Genomic DNA, 19,829 nt, shown 5'->3' with positions numbered 1-19,829 from the left:
AGGGCAAGGAAATGCACAAAAACGGGATCCATGCATCATGCCGGGTGCTTCAATTTGAGGGCACACGACCCTTCCCGGCCCTGCGCAGCCCTGCCGGACCATTTGATTTAGCGCGGCGGCTTGCGCATGGGCTAAGGGCGGATACATCATTTCCCATCAGAATCGCCGATGGCGGGGAAGCCGTCACCAGCCGATCTGACGCATGCAGGAGATGAAAGACGGTGCGTTCCACCCTGACTGACATAGCCCGGGAAGCCGGCGTCTCGGCCGCCACCGTCGACCGCGTGCTCAACAACCGACCCGGCGTGCGGGCGCGCACGCGCGAAATCGTGCTCGAAATGGCGCAGCGCCTCGGCTACATCGCCGAAGGCCCGAACGGCGCGCCGCCACGGCCTGCGCCCGGCGAGGTCATCCGGCTCGACTTCGCGCTGCCGGCCGGCACCAATTCCTTCATCAAGATGCTGCACCGGCACATCGAGGCACAGGCTCTGGCGCGGCCCGACCTCGATGTCCATATCGCCACCATCGAGGGCTTCAATCCTGACCGGCTCGCCCGCCTGCTGCAGGACCTGCGCGGACAGACGCAAGGCGTCGGCGTTATAGCGCTCGACCATCCGACGGTGCGCGAAGCGATCCGATCCCTGTCGGCCAACGATATCAAGGTGGTGACCATCGCCTCCGACATCCTGCATGTGCCCAGGGTCGCCTATATCGGCATCGACAACCGCGCCGCCGGGCGGCTGGCCGGCTATCTGCTCAACCGCTTCATGGGATCGGGGCATCCGGGCAAGGTGGCGCTGTTCGCCGGCTCGCTGTCCTATCGCGGCCACGAAGAACGCGAGATGGGGTTCCGCCACGTCCTGACCGAGGAATCACCCAACCTGCAGATCGTCGAGATGCGCGAAATGCTCGACGACCGCGAGAAGGCCTATTCGGAGGCATCGGCCCTGCTGGAGCGGCACCCCGACCTTGCCGCGATCTACAATGTCGGCGCCGGCAACACCGGCATCGCCCGCGCGCTCAAGGAGCACGGCCGCGCCCAGTCCATGGTCTTCCTCGGCCACGAGGTGACGGACGGCACCAAGGACCTTCTGCTCGACGGCACGCTCGACGCGGTCATCGACCAGAACCCGCGCGTCGAAGCCCGCGAAGCGCTCAACACTTTGACCCATGCGGTCCGGGGATTGCCCTATGAACTGCACCAGCCAAGGCTGCAGGTGATCTTCAAGGAGAACATCCCTGAGATTTGACGGACCAGACGAACGGGGCAGCGCGGTAAAGCGCCCGCCCCGCTCGATGCTTCCAGTCTATTGGACGGCAGCGACTTCAGCCGCGGCGCCATCGACAAAGCTCTTGTCGACCCATTTGCCGTAGTCGATCGAGCCCCTCAGCAGCCCGGCGCTGGCCATGAATTTCTCCTCGCCCTGCAAGGCGGCGATCGCGTCGTCGGTGAGTTTCGGATCCTGGTGGAACACCCCGTCGGCATAGGTCTTGCGGACGGATTTTTCCGACGACTTGGTCGCCTCCACAAACGTCTTGATCGTCTCGTCCGGATGAGCGTCGGCCCAACGCGAAATCTCGATATCGACCTTCAGCAGCCGCTTGACCAGATCGGGATATTTCGCCGCGAAGGCGCCGTTGACCGAGATCACGTTCGGCACGTTCCATTCCGGATGGGTGCTGGTGTCGAACAGCACCCGCGCCTCGCCGGTGTCGACCAGCTTGGCCGCCGTCGAATCCGTCTCGACAATGGCGTCGATATCGCCGCGCAGCAGCGCCGGGCCGGATGCCTCGAAAGGCAGGTTCAGACCTTCGACGTCATTGGTGGTCAGGCCGACGCTGTTCAGTGCCTTGCTGAAGTTCGAATGCCGCACCGTTCCGGTGAGATAGGCGACCTTCTTGCCCCTGAGATCCTGCAGCGTCTTCAACGGCGAGTCGGTTTTGACGACGATGTAGGAACCGCCGGCCTTCACATAGCTCGATAGGCCGATCAGCTTGACGTCGGCGCCGGACGCAGCAACGCGCAGCGCCGGATTGTTGCCGGTATAGGTGAACTCGATGGCGCCGGTCGCCAATGCCGTCGTGGCTTCCGAGCCGCCGTTGAAGGTCACCAGTTCGACCTTGATGCCGTCCTTGGCGAATTCCTTGTCCCACCAGCCGTCCTTCTGGGCGAGGATGAATTTGAGGTGCCCCGGCGCCGTGCTGCCGATGCGGATGATGTCAGGCTTGTCCTGTGCGAAGGCAGGCATGCCGCCAAGGCCGATGACGACGGCAATGGCGCCCTTCAGCAGCAGCCGGCGAATTGCGTCGAATGGAATGTTGGGCATGGGAAAATCCTTCCTGTTTGGAATGATGGGGCCGCTTAAATGAGCGAGGTCTCGGACTGGCCCTTCCAGGCTGTTGCCCAGCGCTCGAACCAGACGAGCAGGTAATTGACGGTCAGGCCGATGACGGTGAGCGTCAGGATGCCGGCATACATGTCGGCCGTTTCCATCATCAGCTGCGAATTCTGGATGAGGAAACCGAGGCCGGATTTGGCCGCCAGCATCTCGGCGCCGATGACCGCGAACAGCGAGGATTTCACCGCCAGCCGAGCGCCGGCGACGATCGAGGGAATGCTGGCCGGCAGGATGACTTTCCGGAACAGGTCGAAGTCGGACGTGCCCATCGAGCGCGCCGCCTTGATGAGCAGCGGATCGACCGATTTGACGCCGCTGATCGTGTTGACGAGGAGAAAGAAAACCGAGGAGTAGAAGGTGATCGCGACCTTCGATTCCTCGCCGATGCCGAGCAGCAGGATGAACACCGGCAGCAGCGCGAATTGCGAGGTGTTGCGCAGCGTCTGCACCAAAAGGTCGGAAACCTTCTCGAACAGCGAATAGCGCCCCATCAACAGACCGAGCGGGATGGCCACCACCACGCCGAGTGCGAAGCCGATCGCAGCGCGCTGCAGGCTTATGCCGATATGCTCGATCAGCACGCCCGAGGCGAGCAGCGCCCACCAGGCGACCAGCACCTCGCTCAGCGGCGGAAAGAAGATCCGGTTCAGCCAGCCGAGCCGGGGCGCGATCTCCCACAGCAGGAAGAACAGGCCGAGCAGCGGCAAGCCATAGAGGAATGTGCCGCGGCTCGCTTTCTTGCTCCGGATCTTGGCGTTGGCCTTGATGGCGGGGACCCTGGCGGCGGCGACCGTTTCGCCAGCGCCGGCAAACAGGTGGAGCGCTCCAGCGGAGCCAAACTTCTCGGTCAGATAGGCCATGGGTCCAGTTCCTCAGTGACTGAAGGCTGGCGACAGAGTCCAGTCCTTCTGCGCCTTGTTGACCTCGTCGCGCAGCACGTCCCAGACGCGAGCGCGATATAGATTGAATTCGGCGCTGGCGCGGATGTCGCCGTCGCGCGGCCGTGGCAGGTCGATATCGATGATCTCCTTCACCGCGCCCGGCCGCGCCGTCATCACCACCACCCGGTCGGCGAGGAAGATCGCCTCGTCGATCGAGTGGGTGACGAAAATGACAGTCGTGTTGATCTTGCCCCAGATCCGCAGCAGCTCGCCTTGCAGAAGCTCGCGCGTCTGCTGGTCGAGCGCCGCGAACGGCTCATCCATCAGCAACACTTCCGGGTTGCTGGCCAGCGCACGCGCGATCGCCACACGCTGCTGCATGCCGCCGGACAGCTGGTTGGGAAAACGGTCCTCGAAGCCGGCAAGGCCGAACAGCGACAACAGATGGCGGGCCGTCGCCGTGCGCTCAGCCTTGGCCACGCCGCGCACTTCCAGCGCATATTCGATGTTGGCGAGCGCCGTGCGCCAGGGAAACAGCGCATATTGCTGGAAAACGTAGCCGGTCTTCGGGTCGGGCCTGGTGATGCGCCGGCCATCGAGCTTGACGTCGCCGCCGGTCGCCTGCGTCAGCCCGCCAATGATGTCGAGCAGCACCGACTTGCCCGAGCCGCTGGGGCCGACCAGCGTGATGAACTCGCCCTTACGGATCGAGAGGTCAACGCCGTCGAGCACGGTGACGCGGTCGGTCGCCTCGCCATCGACGGTGACGAACTGCCCCGGCTTGAGCTGGAAGGTCTTGCTGATGTCGCTGACGACGATACGGTCCATATCTGTCTCCGATCGGTTCACTGCGCCACGCGGATGCGGTGCGTCGGGTCGAATTCCGAGCCGCCGGCCTTGCCGCGCTTCCAGCCGAGCGCGCGGGCATAGGAGCCAAACAGCTGTCGGGCGTCGGCCTGAGCTTCCGTGATGCCGGTCGGCCCTTCGGCGAACTCGGCCACATAGAGCGCGTCGGTCGGGCAGTAGATCTCGCACAGGAAGCAGGTCTGGCAGTCCTCCTGGCGGGCGATCACCGGCACGCCGCTCTCGGTCGCGTCGAAGACGTTGGCCGGGCACACCTTGACGCAGATGTCGCATTCGACGCAGCGCGTGGCCGAGACGATCTCGATCATGACGCCAGCTCCGCCAGCCGCTCAGGCGCGCCTGCGATGCGGAACGCATCCACACCGGTGATGACCAGCCGGTGCGCGAAGGCCGGGCTCTTGCCCGGCAAATCGGTGCGGCGATGCATACCGCGGCTCTCGGTGCGGTGCAGCGCTGCGGCCACGGACCAGCGCCCGGCGGCGGCGATCGAAGCTGCCTCTCGGGTACGGACCCTATCCAGCCCGTCGCCTTGCAGATGGTCGCGCACGTCGCGCCAGACACTCTCCAACCGCTCGCCGCTTTTCTCCAGGCCTTCGCCGGTGCGGAAGAAATTCTTGTCGAGCGGCGTCACCTCACTGCGCACCGCCTCGATGACTTCGCCTGCCGAGATGTCGACGCGCGGCGATGATGCAGGACGTAATCCAGCCTGGCCAAGCGACTGCACCTCAGTGCGGAATGCCTTGCCGGTCCGGCGCTTGGCATGGGTCGAAGCGCCCTTGCCCGCCCACCAGCCGCTGGCCAGCGCCCAGGACGAATTGACGGCGCCGCCGCCCGACACCGCACCGGTCATGATCTCGCGGCTGGCCGCGTCGCCGGCGACATAGAGGCCGGGTACGCCGGTGGCGCAATCGTCGGAGACGATGTCTATGCCGCCCGTGCCGCGCACCGTGCCTTCGGCGCGCAGGGTGATGCGGAACAGCTCGCTGAAAGGGTCGATGCCGGCGCGGTCATAGGGCACGAAGCAATTCGGCTGGCCCTGGCGCAGCCAGCCCTGCAGCGCTGGTTCGGCCTGATCGAGTCGCGCGTAGACCGGGCCGTCGATCAGCGCGCGCGCCACTTCCTCCTCGCGGTCGCCGATGCCGTTGCGCAACGGCTCGCCGGTCGGCCCGACGATCGGTGAGCCATCTTCGCGATGGAACGACGCCCAGCGGAACGGCAGCCCCTTGTTCAACGAGGAGCCGTAGGGCGCCAGCGTGTATTTGCCGGTGAACTCCATGCCCGACAGGCTGGCGCCGGCCTCCGCCGCCATCAGATAGCCGTCGCCGGTCAGCCCGGTCGCGCCGAGGATGCGCTCGCGGAAAGCGCAGCCACCGGTCGCCAGCACCACCGCGTTGGCGTCGACGCGCCAATCCTGGCCGATCTGCCTGGCGACACCGGCGGCGCCGACGATGGCATCGCCGTCCGACAAAAGTTCGAGCGCGGGATGATGGTCGAGGACGGTGACGCCGGCCAAAAGCACGCGGCGGCGCATGAAGCGCATGTAGTCCGGGCCGCGCAGATTGGCGATGTAGAGCCGGCCGTCATCCTCGCTCGGGAAGGGATAGCCCCATTCGGAGAGCCTGAGCAGGTTGCGGTAGGCGGTGTCAACGCAGCGCAGCATCCAGCGCGGGTCGGCGAGTTCGCCGGTGCGCTGCCAGCGTCGCTCGACCACGGCATGCCTGTTGTCGCCCGGCGGCACACACCAGGTGCCGGTGTTGGACGGCGCGGTGGCGCCGCTGGTGCCGAGATAGCCCTTGTCGGCCAGCACCACCTTGGCGCCGGCCTCGGCCGCGGCGACTGCTGCCCAAGCTGCCGACGGACCGCCGCCCAGCACCAGCACGTCGGCCTGGAGCAGCAAGCTGTCGGAAGCGGATTTTTGCGGCTTGGGCATGGAGACCTGGCGAATAAAGTCGAAGCAGGCGCTAGGCCGCGCGGGCCGCGCTGGAAGACCACACCGGCTCGTTGCCCGCGCTCCACTTGATGTTGCAGCCGATCGACGGCGCCTGGCTGGCAGTGGGCCTGCCGCCCTCCAGCACCGTATCGACCGCCGCGCTCAGATCGGCACCCGTCACCGGCTTGCCGTTGCCCGGCCGCGCATCGTCGAACTGGCCGTGATAGGCGAGCCGCCGGTCAGTGCCGAACAGGAAGAAGTCGGGCGTGCAAGCCGCGCCATAGGCTTTCGCCGTCTGCTGCGACGCATCCTTGAGATAGGGGAAGGAATAGCCGAATTTTTCGGCCTCCTCGCCGATGCGGGCGAGCGTCTCCTCCGGATGCGCCTCGTGGTCGTTGGCGTTGATCGCCACCACCTGCAGCCCCTTGCCGGCGTAATCCCTGGCGAAAGCGGCAAGCTGCTCGCGGATCAGCACGACGAACGGGCAGCGGTTGGAGATGAAAGCGACGAGCAAGGCCGGCTTGGCGTCGAAATCGGCAAGGCGGTGCAGCACACCTTGCGCGTCGGGCAGCAGGAAGTCGGCGGCCCTGGTGCCGAGGTCGACCGGATTGGACTCTGTTTTCGGCATCGATGCGCTCCCTTGTGCAACCATTTTCACAGGCCAAGATGCGAGCGCTCCGAGCATTCGCAGTTAGTCTATGAATTTAGTATAATTATAGGCTGGAGAGCGCATTCACGGTCAACCGCGCGGCTTAGAATATCGTGCCAATGTTTCAGGCCGAGCCGCCAAGTTTGTTCGGGCGGAAGCCGATCCGGAGAAATCCGGACGGACAGCATTTATGAAGCGCAACGGGGTTCGGCGACGAAATTGTACTGCCCAGCCGAACCGTCTTGCGATTTTCGCGACGTCATTCCCCTTCCGGATAGAGCGCTTTCGCCAGGTCGCGGATCGCATCCGATGTGCGCGGGCCGAAGCCGATCATGTAGGCGCCGTCGAGCACGACCAGCGCCTTGTTGGCCGCCGCCGGCGTTGCCGCCAGCGCGCGGTTGCCGAACACCAGATCGGCCGTCGGCCCGCCCTTGCCGTCGCTCATCATCAGGATGACGTCAGGCGCCATCTCGATCAGTTTTTCCTCCGACGCCGCCTTGTAGCCCTGTACGATGTCCATAGGGTTGAGGCCGCCGGCATAGCGGATGATGGCGTCGGCAGAAGTACCCGCGCCGGCAGCGCTCAGACGTACCAGGCCATGGAAGAACACCACCTTCTTGCGCCGCTCCGGCGGAATTTGCGACGCCAGATCCGCGGCAGCCTGAAAGGCGGTGAGCACCTCGGCGGAAACCGCCTTGCCCTTGTCCTCGAGCCCAAGGCTGGCGGCGATCAACGTGATCTTGTGCTCGATGCCTTGCGGGCTGTTGTCCTGCGGGACCAAGACGATCGGGATTGCCAGCGACTTCAGCACCTCGACCGCTTCAGGAGGCCCGCTGTCTTCTGCGGCCAGGATCAGGTCGGGACGCAGGCTGGCCAGCCCCTCGACCGAAAGCTGGCGGCGGTAGCCGACATTGGGTTTTTGCGCGACTTCAGGCGGATATTTGCTGCCGCGATCGATAGCGACGATTCGCCCGCCGGCGCCCAGCGCGTGGACGATCTCGGTGACGTCGGAACCGAGCGTCACGATCCGGGTCGCCGCGCCCGGCACGACGGTTCGCCCCAGCGCATCGACAACGGTCTCGGCGGCCAGCGCCTTGAAGCCGCAGGAAGGCGCCAGCACCGACAGTGCCAGAAGCAGCACCGCCGCGATCCTGCCCGGTTGCGACAAGTGGATCGTCTTGCCTTCGCCTAAACTGCCGACCATGCCGCTGTTCCCGTGCCAGATGCTTCTCGAGGATGGTCGGCTATAAATTTAAAGTTGACTTGTGTCATCATGTTTTAATATGTGACCCGTGCCCTGACCTGCCTGGTCGAGGGATTTTCAATCATGCCAGCCAAGGCCGCTCAGCCACCGCCAGCAGTTTTGCTTTTGCTTGGGGGCTGCATGACAACGACAACAAACACGACATTGATGGCGAGCACGGCGCTCGCCTTCGTGCTCGGCCTCTGCGCCGTGCCTCTTGCCAGCGCGCAGGAACAGGACCGGGAGAAAAAGGCCGCCGCCAAGACCGGCCGCCTGGCGCCGGCCAGTGTCGCGCAGAACCAGCCGGCGACGATGCTCGACGTGATCACCATCTCGGCAACGATGATCAAAACGGCAGTGATCGAATCGATGGCCGCCATCAGCGCCGTCGATCAGGACGAACTCAACCGCATCCAGCCCGACACAGCTGCCGACATCTTCCGCACCACACCGGGCGTCGCTGCCTCGATGAATGGCGACGATCCCGCAACCGCCATCAACATCCGCGGCCTGGAGCAATATGGCCGCGTCGTCGTCACCCTCGACGGCGCCCGCCAGGACTACTGGCGCGTCGGTCATGGCTCTGGCTCGTTCTATGTCGAACCCGACCTGATCAAGGAAGCCACCGTCATTCGCGGTCCGGTCTCGAATGCTTATGGTTCCGGCGGCATCGGCGGCGTCGTCTCCTTCGAGACCAAGGATGCCGGCGATTTCCTCAAGAAGGATGAGCGCTGGGCGCTGAGCGAGAAGCTCGGCTACGAGGACAATGGCGACGGCTTCACCACCAGCACCACCGGTGCCTACCGCTTCAGCGACGATGCCGATATCATCGGCAACCTCATCTACCGCGACCGCGACAGCTACACCGATGGCAATGGCGACACCGTGCCATGGAACGGCGAGCGGGTGACCAGCGGCTATCTGAAGGCGACGTTGCGGCCGGCCGATGGCCATGAGCTGAAGCTCGGCGCCATCCTGCAGCGCTACAACGACCAGATCACCGGATCGAGCGGCTCGGCCTCGCCGACCCTGAGCCGCTATGACACCGACACCACCAACCAGACCTACACCGCCGCTTACACCTGGAAGCCCGACGACAACGCGCTGATCGACTTCAGCGCCAATGCCTATCACAACCGCACCCGCGCCGAGCAGACGCAGGTCTGGCCAACCTCGGCGATCGGCAATTTCCGCTTCTACGACGTGGCCACGACAGGTTTCAATGTGAAGAACTCCTCGCGTTTCGACGCCTGGGGACTAGCACATACGCTGACCTACGGACTCGACTACTACTATCTCGAGGCCTCCTCGGAAGCGGCGCATTTCGGCGCTGGCCAACAGCAGGGTTATGGCGGCTTCCTGCAGTGGCAGGGCGATTACGAGGATTGGCTGCAGGTCATCGCGGCGATGCGCTATGACGGTTACCAGCTCGATGGCGAGACGCGCATCCCGTCACCGCAGGAAGCCTCGATCTCCGGCGATCGTTGGTCGCCCCGCCTCACCGTCGGCGTCACGCCATTCGATGGCTTCCAGCTCTATGGCACCTATTCCGAAGGCTACCGGGCGCCGGGTCTGCAGGATGTCTTCCGTGGCGGCGGCGCGCATGGCGGCGGTGATACATATCGGCCCAATCTTCTGCTGCAGCCCGAGACGGCAAAGAACTGGGAGGCCGGCGTCAACGTGAAATATGACGATGTGCTGACGGCGGGTGATCGGCTGCGCGCCAAGGTCAACGTTTTCCACACTGACGTCGAGGATTACATCGACGTCGACCTCACCGTGCTGCCGCGCACGGCAATCAACATCGGCGACGCACGCCTGAAGGGCGTAGAGGCCGAGATGGTTTATGATTATGGCTGGGGTTTCGTGAACCTCTCCGGCGCGCTGATCGACGCCAAGGTCGTCAGCGGCGTCTATTCCGGCCAGGCGTTGAACAACACGCCGCTCGACCGCTTCTCGGCCACGATCGGCTTCCGCATGCTGGAGGACCAGCTCACCGTCGGCGCGCAATATCTCAGCGTCGGCAAGATCACCCGCACCAGCCGCACCAATCCCAACGCCGTGCCGGTCGCCGATGACGGTTTCGATCTGGTCAATGTCTTCGCCAACTGGCGCGTCAACGACAACCTCAAGCTCGATTTCGGCGTCGATAACATCTTCAACACCGCCTACACCGATCCGCAAAGCGCATGGTCGACCTCGGCGGCAACAGAACAGGGCAAGGGCCGCACCTTCAAGGTGGCCCTCACCGGCAGGATCGGAGGCTGACAATGAACGAAGCATCGGTGCGTGAACTGGCCTGCGAGGCACGGCTCAACCTGCGGCGTCTGCCGGACTACATGGACAGCATCTCCGACAGGCTGCGGAGCTTCGAGGCCGATGCTTCGCATCAGGGACAGCGCATCGATTTCCGCTTTGCCTTCGGCGGCGCCTCGTTCGACATGGAGCGGCTGGTGATGCGGGCCAATGCTGCCGACCGCGACGGGCTCGCCCGTATCAAGGACCTGCTCGCCACAGCCGTACAGGTCTACGCCAAGGAGGAAAACCCCGAGATCGTCTGGACCGGCGATCTCTCAGGCGAAACCAGCCTCGCCCAGTTCCGCGAGATGGTGGTGACCGATGTTCGCGACCTCACTCCGCATATGCGCCGCATTCGTCTGGCCGGCGAGAATCTCTCGCGCTTCGCCAAGTTCGGCGGCATGCATATCCGCATGCTGTTTCCGACCAGGGACGTCCCCGATCCGCTGTGGCCGGTGCTGGGCGGCAATGGCTTACCGGTCTGGCCCACCGACGACCGGCGCCCAGTGGCGCGCGTCTACACCATCCGCGCGCTTGACGTGGAAAAGGGCATCATCGATGTCGACTTCCTGATCCATCCCGGCGAGAGCGTCGGCTCCGCCTGGGCCATGCAGGCCGCGCCCAGCATGAAGGTTGGCATCATGGGCCCGGTCGGCCGTCCGGTGCGGCAGGCAGAATGGTACGTCATGGGCGCCGACGAAACCGGCTTGCCGGCGCTGGCTCGGCTGCTGGAGACGCTACCGGCCGGGACAAAAGGCGTCGCCTTCGTCGAGATCGCCAATGATGGTGAAAGACAAGCGATCAACAATGGCACGGGCATCGAGGTTCATTGGCTGACACGGGATGGCGTGGCGGCGGGCGAGGACAGACTGCTGGCCGAGGCTGTCCGCTCGGTGGCGTGGCCGCAGGACGGTTCGGCCTTCGGCTGGTTCGCGGCGGAAGCCGCTGCCGCCAAGATCGTGCGCGAATGTTGGCGCGACACGCTGGGGCTTGGTCGCGATCAAACGCTGGCGGCGGCCTATTGGCGGCGTGGCTCTGCCGGATTGATGGCGGGGTGAACTCTGATGATCGGCCCGCGGTCTTTGCCGATGCCGATATCAATTTGATCACCGGAGACAAGGTTCGAAATATCGCACACCACCAGCGGCATGCGGATGTCATAAAGAAATTCGGCAACGATGGCACCGACCGCCAGGATCGGGTCCGGCCGCTCCAGAAGAATACCGGCCGGCGCCGTGCCCCTGCGGATCGCCTCGGCCAGGACCGAGGATGAAGACGACGAGCCGCGCCCGCTCGGCATGACCAAAATCCTGCCAGCGACATTTCGGCCGAGGCCGGGGTGCGAATGGTCTGTTATCTCGCCGGTCTCGGCATCGATACCGCCCCAGAAGCTGAGCGGTTGCGAAAACACCAGCGCCTGACCCTCAGCGTCACCGGCCAGCTGGAAAGTGCCGGTTCGTTCCACCGGTCGCGTCATGACGCGCTCCGCACAACATGCCCGGCCGCAGCAGAGTGGATGCAATCCCGCATCTCGGCGAAGGCGACGGACACACCGATATTGCCGGGTGCGTAGTGCGCCCATTTGCCGGAATTGGTCATCACCACGCCATCGAGGCGTTCCAGGATCGATGTGACATAGGTGCAGGTATCGGCGACCGGGATCAGGCCGAACGCCTCCATACCGGCCAGCGCGCCCTCCTCCTGCAATCGCGTCAGCGTCGCGCGGCCGGTGTTGACATAGATCGGAATGCGCCTACCCGGTGCTGCCTCGCGCAGCAACGGCAACAGTCGCATCCATTCCTCATGCGAAAAATGCGGCGTGCCGAGCGACACGGCCGCCAGCGGCGCGCCATCGGGCACGGTCGATAGCCTGGCCAGCGCATGATCGATGTCGGCGCGGCTGATGCGGATCGTCTCGTCAGGCGCATGACCCTGGAACGCCTCGTCGAGCGTCATCGCTTCCGGCGTGATGCCGACCGCATGGAACAGCGCCACAGCACCCGTCGTTGCCGCCGCCGCGCCCAACGCCTTCAGCTGGTCCTCGTCGCGCGGTTGCGGCAGGCCGGCAATCACCGGAATGCGGTCGCCGCTCGCCTGCCCGATGACAAGTCCGATGCCGACGAACAGGCTGTCGCTCGGCTCGGGGTCGGCAAAGGCCAGTTCGAACAAGATCCGGCCGCGCCGGTTCTCGCTCAGATGCAGCCCCCAGGCCGGCGCACGTCCGGTCATGGCGCAGCACAGATCGATGAAATCGCCATAGCGGTTGGTGCGCGCGCCAATCACCGAATTGGCAAAGACGATGGCGTTGGACTCACCCCAGGCGATCTGCTGCCCAAAGCTCGGCCGGAAGCGCGTCTGGTAGGGCGCGCAGGTGAATGTCGCCTGGCAGCCGAGCTCCAGATGCGCTTTCATCAGCCGGCGCGCCGGCACCTCTTCCGCCGCCGGCATTTTCACCATGCCGGGATGGATGAGATCGAACGAACCGACATTGAGCGTCGTCGGCACCTGCACGCGGCCACCGCCTTCGACCAGCCGCTCGACGAAGTCGAGACCGGCCTTGCCGTGGTAGAGACAGCCGTCGATATGGGCGCCGGCAATGTCGAGCAGGCTGCCCGCGCCGATCGCGTTGGAAAAGGCGACCAGGATTTTCATGGCAGCAGCCGCTGACAGGCCATGCTCGCCGTCGAGCATGGATCGGTCGCGTGCAGTCAGTTCCAGGGTCATCGGTATGCTCCGGGTCGTGCCCGTCTATGCTGTCCCTGATTGCGGACGGTCTGGCAAGACCCGGTGAGGATCAGTTCGCCGCGATCAACACCGTACTTTCAGGCGACCAGCGCAGCACGACATCCTGACCTTCTGCCAGCCGTTCCATGCCGGTATTCTGCACAATCACTTTCAACGTCTGACCAGCACGCTCGACGAAATAGGTGCTGTTGCTGCCGGCGAAGATGCGCTTGGAAACCTGTCCCTTGAGCATGTTGGCGTTGCCATCCGGTGCTCCGGCATCCCTGGCGATGCGGATGCGTTCGGGCCGCACGGCGCAGCTCGCCTTGGCGCCGGCGGCAAGCTTGGCACCCACACCAGCGGCAATCGCCGTTCCGTCCGCAAGCCTGATGCCATCGCCCGTGCTGTCGCCGCGAAAAATGTTGGCGTCGCCGAGGAAGGTGGCGGCGAACTCGCTCTTCGGCCTGTCATAGATCTCCTCCGGCGGCCCCTCCTGCACCAGCCTGCCGTCGCGCAATATGCCGATGCGGTCGCTCATCGTCAGCGCTTCTTCCTGGTCGTGCGTGACGAAGATGGTGGTGATGCCGATCTCGCGCTGGATGCGCTTGAGCTCGATCTGCATATCGACGCGCAGCGCCTTGTCGAGCGCGCCGAGCGGCTCGTCGAGCAAAAGCACGCGCGGCTTGGTGACGATAGCGCGGGCGAGAGCCACACGCTGCCGCTGCCCGCCGGAGAGTTGGTGCGGCCGGCGGCCACCAAGCTTGCCGAGCTGCACCAGATCGAGCGCGCGCTGCACCTCCGTTGCAATCACCGCCTTGGCCTCGCCGCGCACCGACAGGCCGAAGGCGACATTGTCGGCGACGCTCATATTGGGAAACAGCGCATAGTTCTGGAACACCATGCCGATGCGCCGCTTTTCGACCGGCACCCGCTCGACGCTCTCGCCGCCGATGGTGATGCGGCCCGAATCGGGAAAATCGAAACCGGCAATCTGGCGCAGCAGCGTGGTCTTGCCGCTGCCCGACGGCCCCAGCAGCGCGTAGAATCCGCCATCGGCGAAATCGATGGAGACATTGTCCAGCGCCTTGTGTGCGCCGAAACTGCGCGAGACATCAGATACCTGCACGCCGGCCATTATTTCTCTCCGCCGAATTTGAAGAACCGCGCCGTGAGCAGCATCAGCGCCATCGACACGACAATGATGATCGTCGAGACCGCATTGATCTCGGGCGTGAATCCTTTGCGGATCGCGGCGTAGATTTCCACCGGCAGCGTCGTCTGCCCAGGCGTCGCCAGGAAATAGGACACCACGAACTGGTCGAACGACACTGCAAACGCAAACAGCCCTCCGGCAATGACGCCTGGCATGATCCAAGGCAGCGTGACGCGCCTCGTTATCTGCCACTGGTTGGCGCCGAGCGAGCGTGCCGCCTCTTCCAGCTCCGGCGCGAAGGTCTGCAGCCGGGCCGAGACGACGACGATGACATAGGGCAGCGCCAGTGCGACATGGCCAAGCAGGATCGCATGCAGCCCGCGACCGATGCCGACGCCGAAAAAGAAGATCAGCATCGCCGTGCCGGTGATCAGCCACGGAATGGCGATCGGCGGAAACAACAGCGCCTGCAGGAATTTCTTGCCGTGAAACTCATAGCGATAGAGCGCCAGCGATGCCGCCGAGCCGAGCACGACACAGATGACGGTGGTGATGACGGCGATCTCGACGCTGTTCCAGGTGGCGGCGATCAGCTGGTCGTTCTGCCACAGCGAAGCGTACCATTCGGTCGTCCATTCGAACGGCAATTGGTAGAAGGGCGAGACGTTGAACGACATCAGCGCCATGATGATGATCGGCAGATAGAGGAAGGCGAGCAGCAGGCCGATGTAGAAGCGGCCAAGCCATTCGAGGACGCGGGTCGTCGCCATCACGCGGCCCTCCGCAGCACCGGCGACGCCACCGCCAGGATGACCAGCACCACGGCCAGCAGGATGAAGGAAAGCGCGGCACCGAGCGGCCAGTTGAACACGGCGACGAACTGGTCCTCGATGACCGTGCCGTAGAAGGTGCCGGTGCGACCGCCGAGGATGCGCGGCTCCATGAACGAGCCGACGACGGGGACGAAGATCAGGGCCGCACCCGCGACCAATCCGGGCATCGACAGCGGGATGATCACCCGCTTCAGCACCTGTAGCCGTGAAGCGCCAAGCGAACGCCCGGCCTCAATCAGGGAGTCATCGATCGCCTGCAGCGTGAGATAGCAGGTCAGCACCATGTAAGGCACGTAGGAATGCACCAGCCCGATGATGACGGCTGGATAGGAATACATCAGGTCGATGTTGATCTTGAACGGCAGCACGGCGTTGAGCGCGGTGTCGAGAATGCCGCCCTCGCGCAAAACCATCGCCCAGGAAAAGATGCGCACCAGCCCGTTCGACCAGAACGGCAAGATGACGAGCAGGAAGATCGCCTCGCGGCTGCGCCCCTTCAGCACTTTGGCGAGCACGTAAGCGGCGGGATAGCCGATGACGACGCACCACAGCGTCACTTCGAGGCCAAGCCGCAGCGAGGCCAGCAGCAGTGTCAGATAGAGGCTTTGCGAGAAGAAGGTGGCATAGTTGCCAAGGGTGAATGTCCACGGCTTTCCCGACAGCGGCAGCTCGGTCATGAACGAGAAAAAGACCATGGCCGAGAGCGGCAGGAAGATCGCCACCGTCAGCCAGAGATAGGCTGGCGCCAGCAGCGGCAATGCCGATCTCAGCCCGCTTCGCGACGCTGTCGCAGCTGCCATGATACCCTCCCCCAGGATTGAAACGCCAGCCGGCGCGAACCGCCGGCTGGCCGGGATGTCGGCTCTATTTCACGTCGACCTTCAACTGCTGCCACAGCGCCAGATAGGCTTCGCGCTGGGCATCGGTGATCGGCGCCTGGAACTGGATGCGTTTGGCCACCTCGGGGTCGCCCATGACCTTGCGGTTGAAGGCATCCTCGGGCAGCGCTTCCACCGCCTTGGTGTTGGCGGAGACAGGAGCACCGACCTTGGTGACCCATTCGACGTAGAATTTCGGGTCGATCATGTAGTTGATGAAAGCCTCGGCGCCGGCGACGTTCTTGGCGCCGACCGGAATGGAAAACGCGTCGAGCCAGGCGACGGCACCCTCCTGCGGCACGACCAGAGAGACCGGCAATTTGAAATGCGTCTTGGCGCGATCGGCCGAGCCACTCCAGTAGGTGCCGATGTCGATCTGGTTGGAGGCGACCATCTGGTTCCAGTCGTTCTCCGAACTCCAGAAGGTCTTGATCTGCGGCATCAGCGAGGTGAGCTTCGCCTTGACCGCATCCATATCCTTGATGTCGTTGATGTTCTGGCCCGTTGCGATGGCGCCGAACTGCACCGCTTCGACGGCATCGTCGCGAATGACGACGCGGCCCTTATGGGCGGCATCCCACATCTCGGCGATGCTCGTCGGCGGCTTGTCGAAGGATTTGTCGTTGATGGCGAGCGCGGTGAGGCCCCACACCCACGGCACGCCATAGACCTTGCCGTCATGGACGAGCATCGGCGATCCCGCCTTGTCCTTGCTGATGTCGGCGTAGTTCGCCAATTTGGAGACGTCGATCGGCTGGATCAGTTTGCCGTCCATCGCCTGGTCGTTGAAGGCGGCATTGATCATGACCACGTCGTAGAGACCGGGATTGGTCCGGATCTTGGTCAGCATTTCCTGTTCGGAATTGAAGAAGTCGTTGACGACCTTGTTGCCGGTCGCTTTTTCGAAAGCCTCCACCGCCCATGGTTCGTCCGCGCCGTATCCCTTCCAGTTGAGCACATGCACTTCGTCAGCCTTGGCGGCGAACGCGAGTGCGGAGGTAAAGACGGCAGTCGCCGTCAGCAGAGCAGTCAAGTCAGGCATGCGCATGGTTGGTTCCTCTCTGTGGGTTTGCCCGGTTCCCGGGCTTGTCAGGCTTTCCAGCTGTTATGCATTGGCCTTCTGTGTCCGGCCTGCTCCCGCCGGATCGGCGGCATGGCTCAGGAATGTCTGGATTTGGTGGTCGGTCGGCGCCGACGAGCCGCCATGGCGGGTGACCGATATGGCCGCTGCCGCATTGGCATAGCGCGCTGCCTCGAAGGGCGGGATGCCGCGCGCCAGCGCGCTGACGAAAGCACCGATATGGGTGTCGCCGGCGCCATTGGTGTCGATGGCGGTGACCTTGAAGCCGGCAACGGTCTGCGCCGTGCCGTCGGCCAACCTGATATGGCAACCCTTTGCCCCGGAGCGGATGACCACGCCCGCTGCTTTCGGGCAGTGGTCGCCCAGCAGCCGTACCGCGAGGCCCTCGACATCGCCTGGGCCGGCAATCTCGGCGGCTTCCGTCGTGTTGCAGCTCAGCCATGTGGTGCGGGCAAGCACCCGCGACAGGATGGGACGCGGAATGTCCGTGATGACCGGCGTCGGGTCGAAGACGAAGGGAATACCTGCCGGCAGCGCCTCGATCCAATCAGTGAGCGCATCGCGACTCTTGGGGTAGCTCAGCGTGTAGCCGGAGGTGAACACCCAGTCACCCGGTGCCACCGCGACCGGCGCCATCATGTCGAGGCTGAGAACGCTCTCCGCACCAGGCCACGACACGAAGGTGCGTTCGGCGTCGCTCGAGATCATGGCGACGCAGTTGCCGCTGTCCATCACGGGCGACGGCGGCGTCAGTGTCTCGATACCCTCGGCTATGAAAGCAGCGCGCAGGAAATCGCCATTGGGCCCGCTGCCGAGTTGGCCGCCGAACACCACCCGCATGCCGGTGCGGCTGGCCGCGACCATCATGTTGAAGCCGCCGCCGGCGACCTGGGCAAAGCTCGATGCCGTCTTTTCCATGCCGGGCGCCGGCAGGGCGTCGATGCGGTAGACATAGTCGACCACGGCACTGCCGACATGGACGAGACGGCCGCTCATTCCGCCGCGTCCTTGCCGGAACCGATCTTCGCCATCCTTGCTGCCACGAGATCGGCGGCGAGCGCGCGAACCTCCGACATGTCGAGGCCGACAAGCCGGGCGATATGCTGTTGCGGCAATCGGGAAAAACCGCTGCAGGCGCCGGCCATGCCGGCGGCGATGGCGCCGATCGTATCGGTGTCGCCGCCGAGATTGGCGCTGATGACGGCTGCTTGCCATGGGTCGCCACGCGCGACTTCCAGCACGGCGAAGGCCGCCGGAACGGATTCCTGGCTGGCGACGCCGGTGCCAACCAGATCGGTGATCAGCCGGATCGCATCCCTGATCGCCTTGCCGCGCACGATGTCTTGCGCCCAGACGATGCGCGCGGCGATGTCGCCGCCGGTCACCCAATGTCCGAGTGTCGCCCCTCGCCTCGCCGCCGCGACCCCGCTGGCGGAAGCGTCGCGCCAGCCACCGCCGGCGACGCCGCGGCTGACGGCTGCCGCAACGGCAGCGGCGGAGGCGATGGCAATCGAGGTGTTGTGCGTGGCCCGGCAGGTCTCAGCCACCTTGCCGACGAACCCTTCCAACGGTTCGAGCGGCATCATGATGCCGACCGGCGCGATACGCATCGCCGCACCATTGGTGTCGCCGCTGCGCCCCGCTTCCTCAGCCGGCACACCATTGTTGATGGCATCGATGGCGCGTTTGGTCGATGGCCCCAAAAGGTCATAGCTGCCACGCGCCTTAACCTCGCGTTCCCAGTCGAGCAGCGCATTGACCCAGCGCGCGTGGTCGAAACGGTCGCCGGATTCGACCAGGATGCGGCCGAGCAGCAACGCCTGCTCGGTATCGTCGGTGATGGTGCCGGCGGCCAGTCCCTTCGATACCGGATGATCCGGGAAAGGCTCGATGAAATCCTCGACATGGCCGTAGAGTTCGGCAATGCGAACCGGCGACAAAAGCTGCGTCGGCATGCCGAGCGCATCGCCCAGCGCTCCGCCGACAAGCGCCCCCATGGCGCGGTCAATAGCCTTGCTGGTTGCATCCGACATCGCTCAGAACCTCATATGCAGCGCAAAATGCGCCGGATTGAGCAGGCTGGTGACGTACTCGATCGGCCGGTCGTCGGCGGCGCGCGTCAGCCGGCGGCCACGCAGGAAAGGCGTGCCTTGCGGGCAGCCGAGGATGGCCGCATCCTCGGCATTGAGCATCTCGATCTCGACCCATTCCTCGCCATGGTCGGGAATGAGGCCGGCGACGCGCAGCGTCTGGTGCAGCGAGCCCTCGCGCAATCCGCGCAACGGTACGTCCTCGAGCTCGGAGGACAATGGCAACCGGCTGCGCTCGATGGAGATCGCATGGCCGTCGCTGGCGTTGGTGCGCACCCGGTCGACGGCGATGAAGAACGGGCTTTCGATGCCAAGCAGCGCAGCCAGATCGGGGTCTTCGATGACCTCCAGCCGCAGCGTCCGCGTCTCGGCATTGGCGCCGGCATCGGCCAGCGCGCGCGACCAGCCGATCGAGTCGTCGACCGGCTTGCCGTCGAAGGTGACGAACGAGCCGATACCAACCTTGGTCGTGATCAGCCCGCGGCTGGACAGTTCCTCGAGGCCTTTGCGGACCGTATTGCGGCTAACGGAGAAGCGCTGGACGAGTTCGTTCTCGCTTTGAAGGCGGTCGCCGAAACCGAGGACGCCGGAACGGATCTCATGTTCGAGGACGGTGGCGATCTGCTCGGGCTTGCCCGTGCCGGGAGACAGTTGAACCGCGCGCCGCTTCATAAGGGTACCTGTTCAATGAACCTGTATAATCCTGTTCAATACCGAGGCCCGGATGCTATGTCAACAGATGCCGAAGACTGACCAACAGGCAGCGAAATGTGCGGGATAACCGTGCAGGGCGTGCCGAGAGGCAG

The 19,829-nt window shown here is 64.5% G+C and carries 19 protein-coding genes; 3 read left to right on the top strand and 16 right to left on the bottom strand.

Translation table 11 applies throughout. The features are described 5' to 3' along the window. The first annotated feature begins 221 nt into the window (after window positions 1-221). Complete coding sequence (locus LB559_RS28330; protein ID WP_013530819.1) at window positions 222-1,250, top strand: LacI family DNA-binding transcriptional regulator; 1,029 nt, start codon at window positions 222-224, stop codon at window positions 1,248-1,250. Between the two features lie 57 nt (window positions 1,251-1,307). Here LB559_RS28330 and LB559_RS28325 read toward each other — a convergent pair whose 3' ends face one another. The 7 genes from LB559_RS28325 to LB559_RS28295 form a co-directional block, all read right to left on the bottom strand. Beyond that, window positions 1,308-2,327, bottom strand: a complete 1,020-nt coding sequence (locus LB559_RS28325) for an aliphatic sulfonate ABC transporter substrate-binding protein (protein ID WP_224675527.1) — start codon at window positions 2,325-2,327, stop codon at window positions 1,308-1,310. A gap of 35 nt (window positions 2,328-2,362) precedes the next feature. Then, window positions 2,363-3,259, bottom strand: a complete 897-nt coding sequence (locus LB559_RS28320) for an ABC transporter permease (RefSeq protein WP_024501569.1) — start codon at window positions 3,257-3,259, stop codon at window positions 2,363-2,365. Between the two features lie 12 nt (window positions 3,260-3,271). Continuing rightward, window positions 3,272-4,108 (bottom strand): ABC transporter ATP-binding protein, encoded by an 837-nt coding sequence (locus LB559_RS28315; RefSeq protein WP_013530817.1) that lies wholly within the window; start codon window positions 4,106-4,108, stop codon window positions 3,272-3,274. Between the two features lie 17 nt (window positions 4,109-4,125). Next, on the bottom strand, window positions 4,126-4,452 hold the full coding sequence (locus LB559_RS28310; RefSeq protein ID WP_013530816.1) for a ferredoxin family protein: 327 nt from the start codon (window positions 4,450-4,452) through the stop codon (window positions 4,126-4,128). After that, complete coding sequence (locus LB559_RS28305) at window positions 4,449-6,074, bottom strand: FAD-binding protein (RefSeq protein ID WP_024501571.1); 1,626 nt, start codon at window positions 6,072-6,074, stop codon at window positions 4,449-4,451. The genes LB559_RS28310 and LB559_RS28305 overlap by 4 nt, the downstream gene beginning before the upstream one ends. 31 nt (window positions 6,075-6,105) lie before the next feature. Beyond that, on the bottom strand, window positions 6,106-6,702 hold the full coding sequence (locus tag LB559_RS28300; RefSeq protein WP_224675526.1) for a thioredoxin family protein: 597 nt from the start codon (window positions 6,700-6,702) through the stop codon (window positions 6,106-6,108). Window positions 6,703-6,982: 280 nt separating this feature from the next. Next, window positions 6,983-7,927, bottom strand: coding sequence for a hemin ABC transporter substrate-binding protein (locus LB559_RS28295; protein WP_224675525.1), 945 nt, complete (start codon window positions 7,925-7,927; stop codon window positions 6,983-6,985). A 180-nt stretch (window positions 7,928-8,107) separates the two neighbouring features. Between LB559_RS28295 and LB559_RS28290 the strand changes: the two genes are divergently transcribed. Both LB559_RS28290 and LB559_RS28285 read left to right on the top strand, forming a co-directional pair. Beyond that, window positions 8,108-10,234 (top strand): TonB-dependent hemoglobin/transferrin/lactoferrin family receptor, encoded by a 2,127-nt coding sequence (locus LB559_RS28290; protein WP_224675524.1) that lies wholly within the window; start codon window positions 8,108-8,110, stop codon window positions 10,232-10,234. A gap of 2 nt (window positions 10,235-10,236) precedes the next feature. Continuing rightward, entirely contained in the window at window positions 10,237-11,322 is a 1,086-nt protein-coding gene (locus tag LB559_RS28285) for a siderophore-interacting protein (protein ID WP_224621142.1), read from the top strand. Here the strand turns inward: LB559_RS28285 and LB559_RS28280 are convergent. From LB559_RS28280 to LB559_RS28240, 9 genes are all read right to left on the bottom strand, one after another. After that, on the bottom strand, window positions 11,283-11,741 hold the full coding sequence (locus LB559_RS28280) for an aconitase X swivel domain-containing protein (RefSeq protein ID WP_013530810.1): 459 nt from the start codon (window positions 11,739-11,741) through the stop codon (window positions 11,283-11,285). The two genes, LB559_RS28285 and LB559_RS28280, sit on opposite strands and share 40 nt — an antisense overlap. Beyond that, window positions 11,738-12,988 carry an aconitase X gene (locus LB559_RS28275; protein ID WP_224675523.1) on the bottom strand — a complete coding sequence of 417 codons (1,251 nt, stop codon included), beginning with the start codon at window positions 12,986-12,988 and terminating at the stop codon, window positions 11,738-11,740. Before LB559_RS28275 ends, LB559_RS28280 begins: the two co-directional genes overlap by 4 nt. 70 nt (window positions 12,989-13,058) lie before the next feature. Further along, entirely contained in the window at window positions 13,059-14,123 is a 1,065-nt protein-coding gene (locus LB559_RS28270) for an ABC transporter ATP-binding protein (protein WP_224675522.1), read from the bottom strand. Continuing rightward, on the bottom strand, window positions 14,123-14,911 hold the full coding sequence (locus LB559_RS28265) for an ABC transporter permease (RefSeq protein WP_224675521.1): 789 nt from the start codon (window positions 14,909-14,911) through the stop codon (window positions 14,123-14,125). Before LB559_RS28265 ends, LB559_RS28270 begins: the two co-directional genes overlap by 1 nt. Further along, a complete protein-coding gene (locus LB559_RS28260) occupies window positions 14,911-15,774 on the bottom strand; it encodes an ABC transporter permease (RefSeq protein WP_013530806.1) in 864 nt (287 codons plus the stop codon). The genes LB559_RS28265 and LB559_RS28260 overlap by 1 nt, the downstream gene beginning before the upstream one ends. A 64-nt stretch (window positions 15,775-15,838) precedes the next feature. After that, window positions 15,839-16,900, bottom strand: coding sequence for an ABC transporter substrate-binding protein (locus LB559_RS28255; protein WP_224675520.1), 1,062 nt, complete (start codon window positions 16,898-16,900; stop codon window positions 15,839-15,841). A 57-nt stretch (window positions 16,901-16,957) separates the two neighbouring features. Further along, complete coding sequence (locus tag LB559_RS28250; protein ID WP_224675519.1) at window positions 16,958-17,929, bottom strand: PfkB family carbohydrate kinase; 972 nt, start codon at window positions 17,927-17,929, stop codon at window positions 16,958-16,960. Next, window positions 17,926-18,966: an ADP-ribosylglycohydrolase family protein gene (locus LB559_RS28245; RefSeq protein ID WP_224675518.1), complete on the bottom strand. Its 1,041-nt coding sequence runs from the start codon at window positions 18,964-18,966 to the stop codon at window positions 17,926-17,928. The genes LB559_RS28250 and LB559_RS28245 overlap by 4 nt, the downstream gene beginning before the upstream one ends. A 3-nt stretch (window positions 18,967-18,969) precedes the next feature. Then, the gene (locus LB559_RS28240) at window positions 18,970-19,695 is read right to left on the bottom strand and encodes a GntR family transcriptional regulator (protein ID WP_013530802.1); all 726 of its coding nucleotides are present in this window, start codon (window positions 19,693-19,695) and stop codon (window positions 18,970-18,972) included. Between the last annotated feature and the right edge of the window lie 134 nt (window positions 19,696-19,829).

The organism is Mesorhizobium sp. BR1-1-3 (assembly GCF_020165455.1).
Taxonomy (GTDB): Bacteria; Pseudomonadota; Alphaproteobacteria; order Rhizobiales; family Rhizobiaceae; genus Mesorhizobium; species Mesorhizobium ciceri.
The sequence above is the reverse complement of the archived record's forward strand: the minus strand, read 5'-3'. Positions and strand labels throughout refer to the sequence as shown.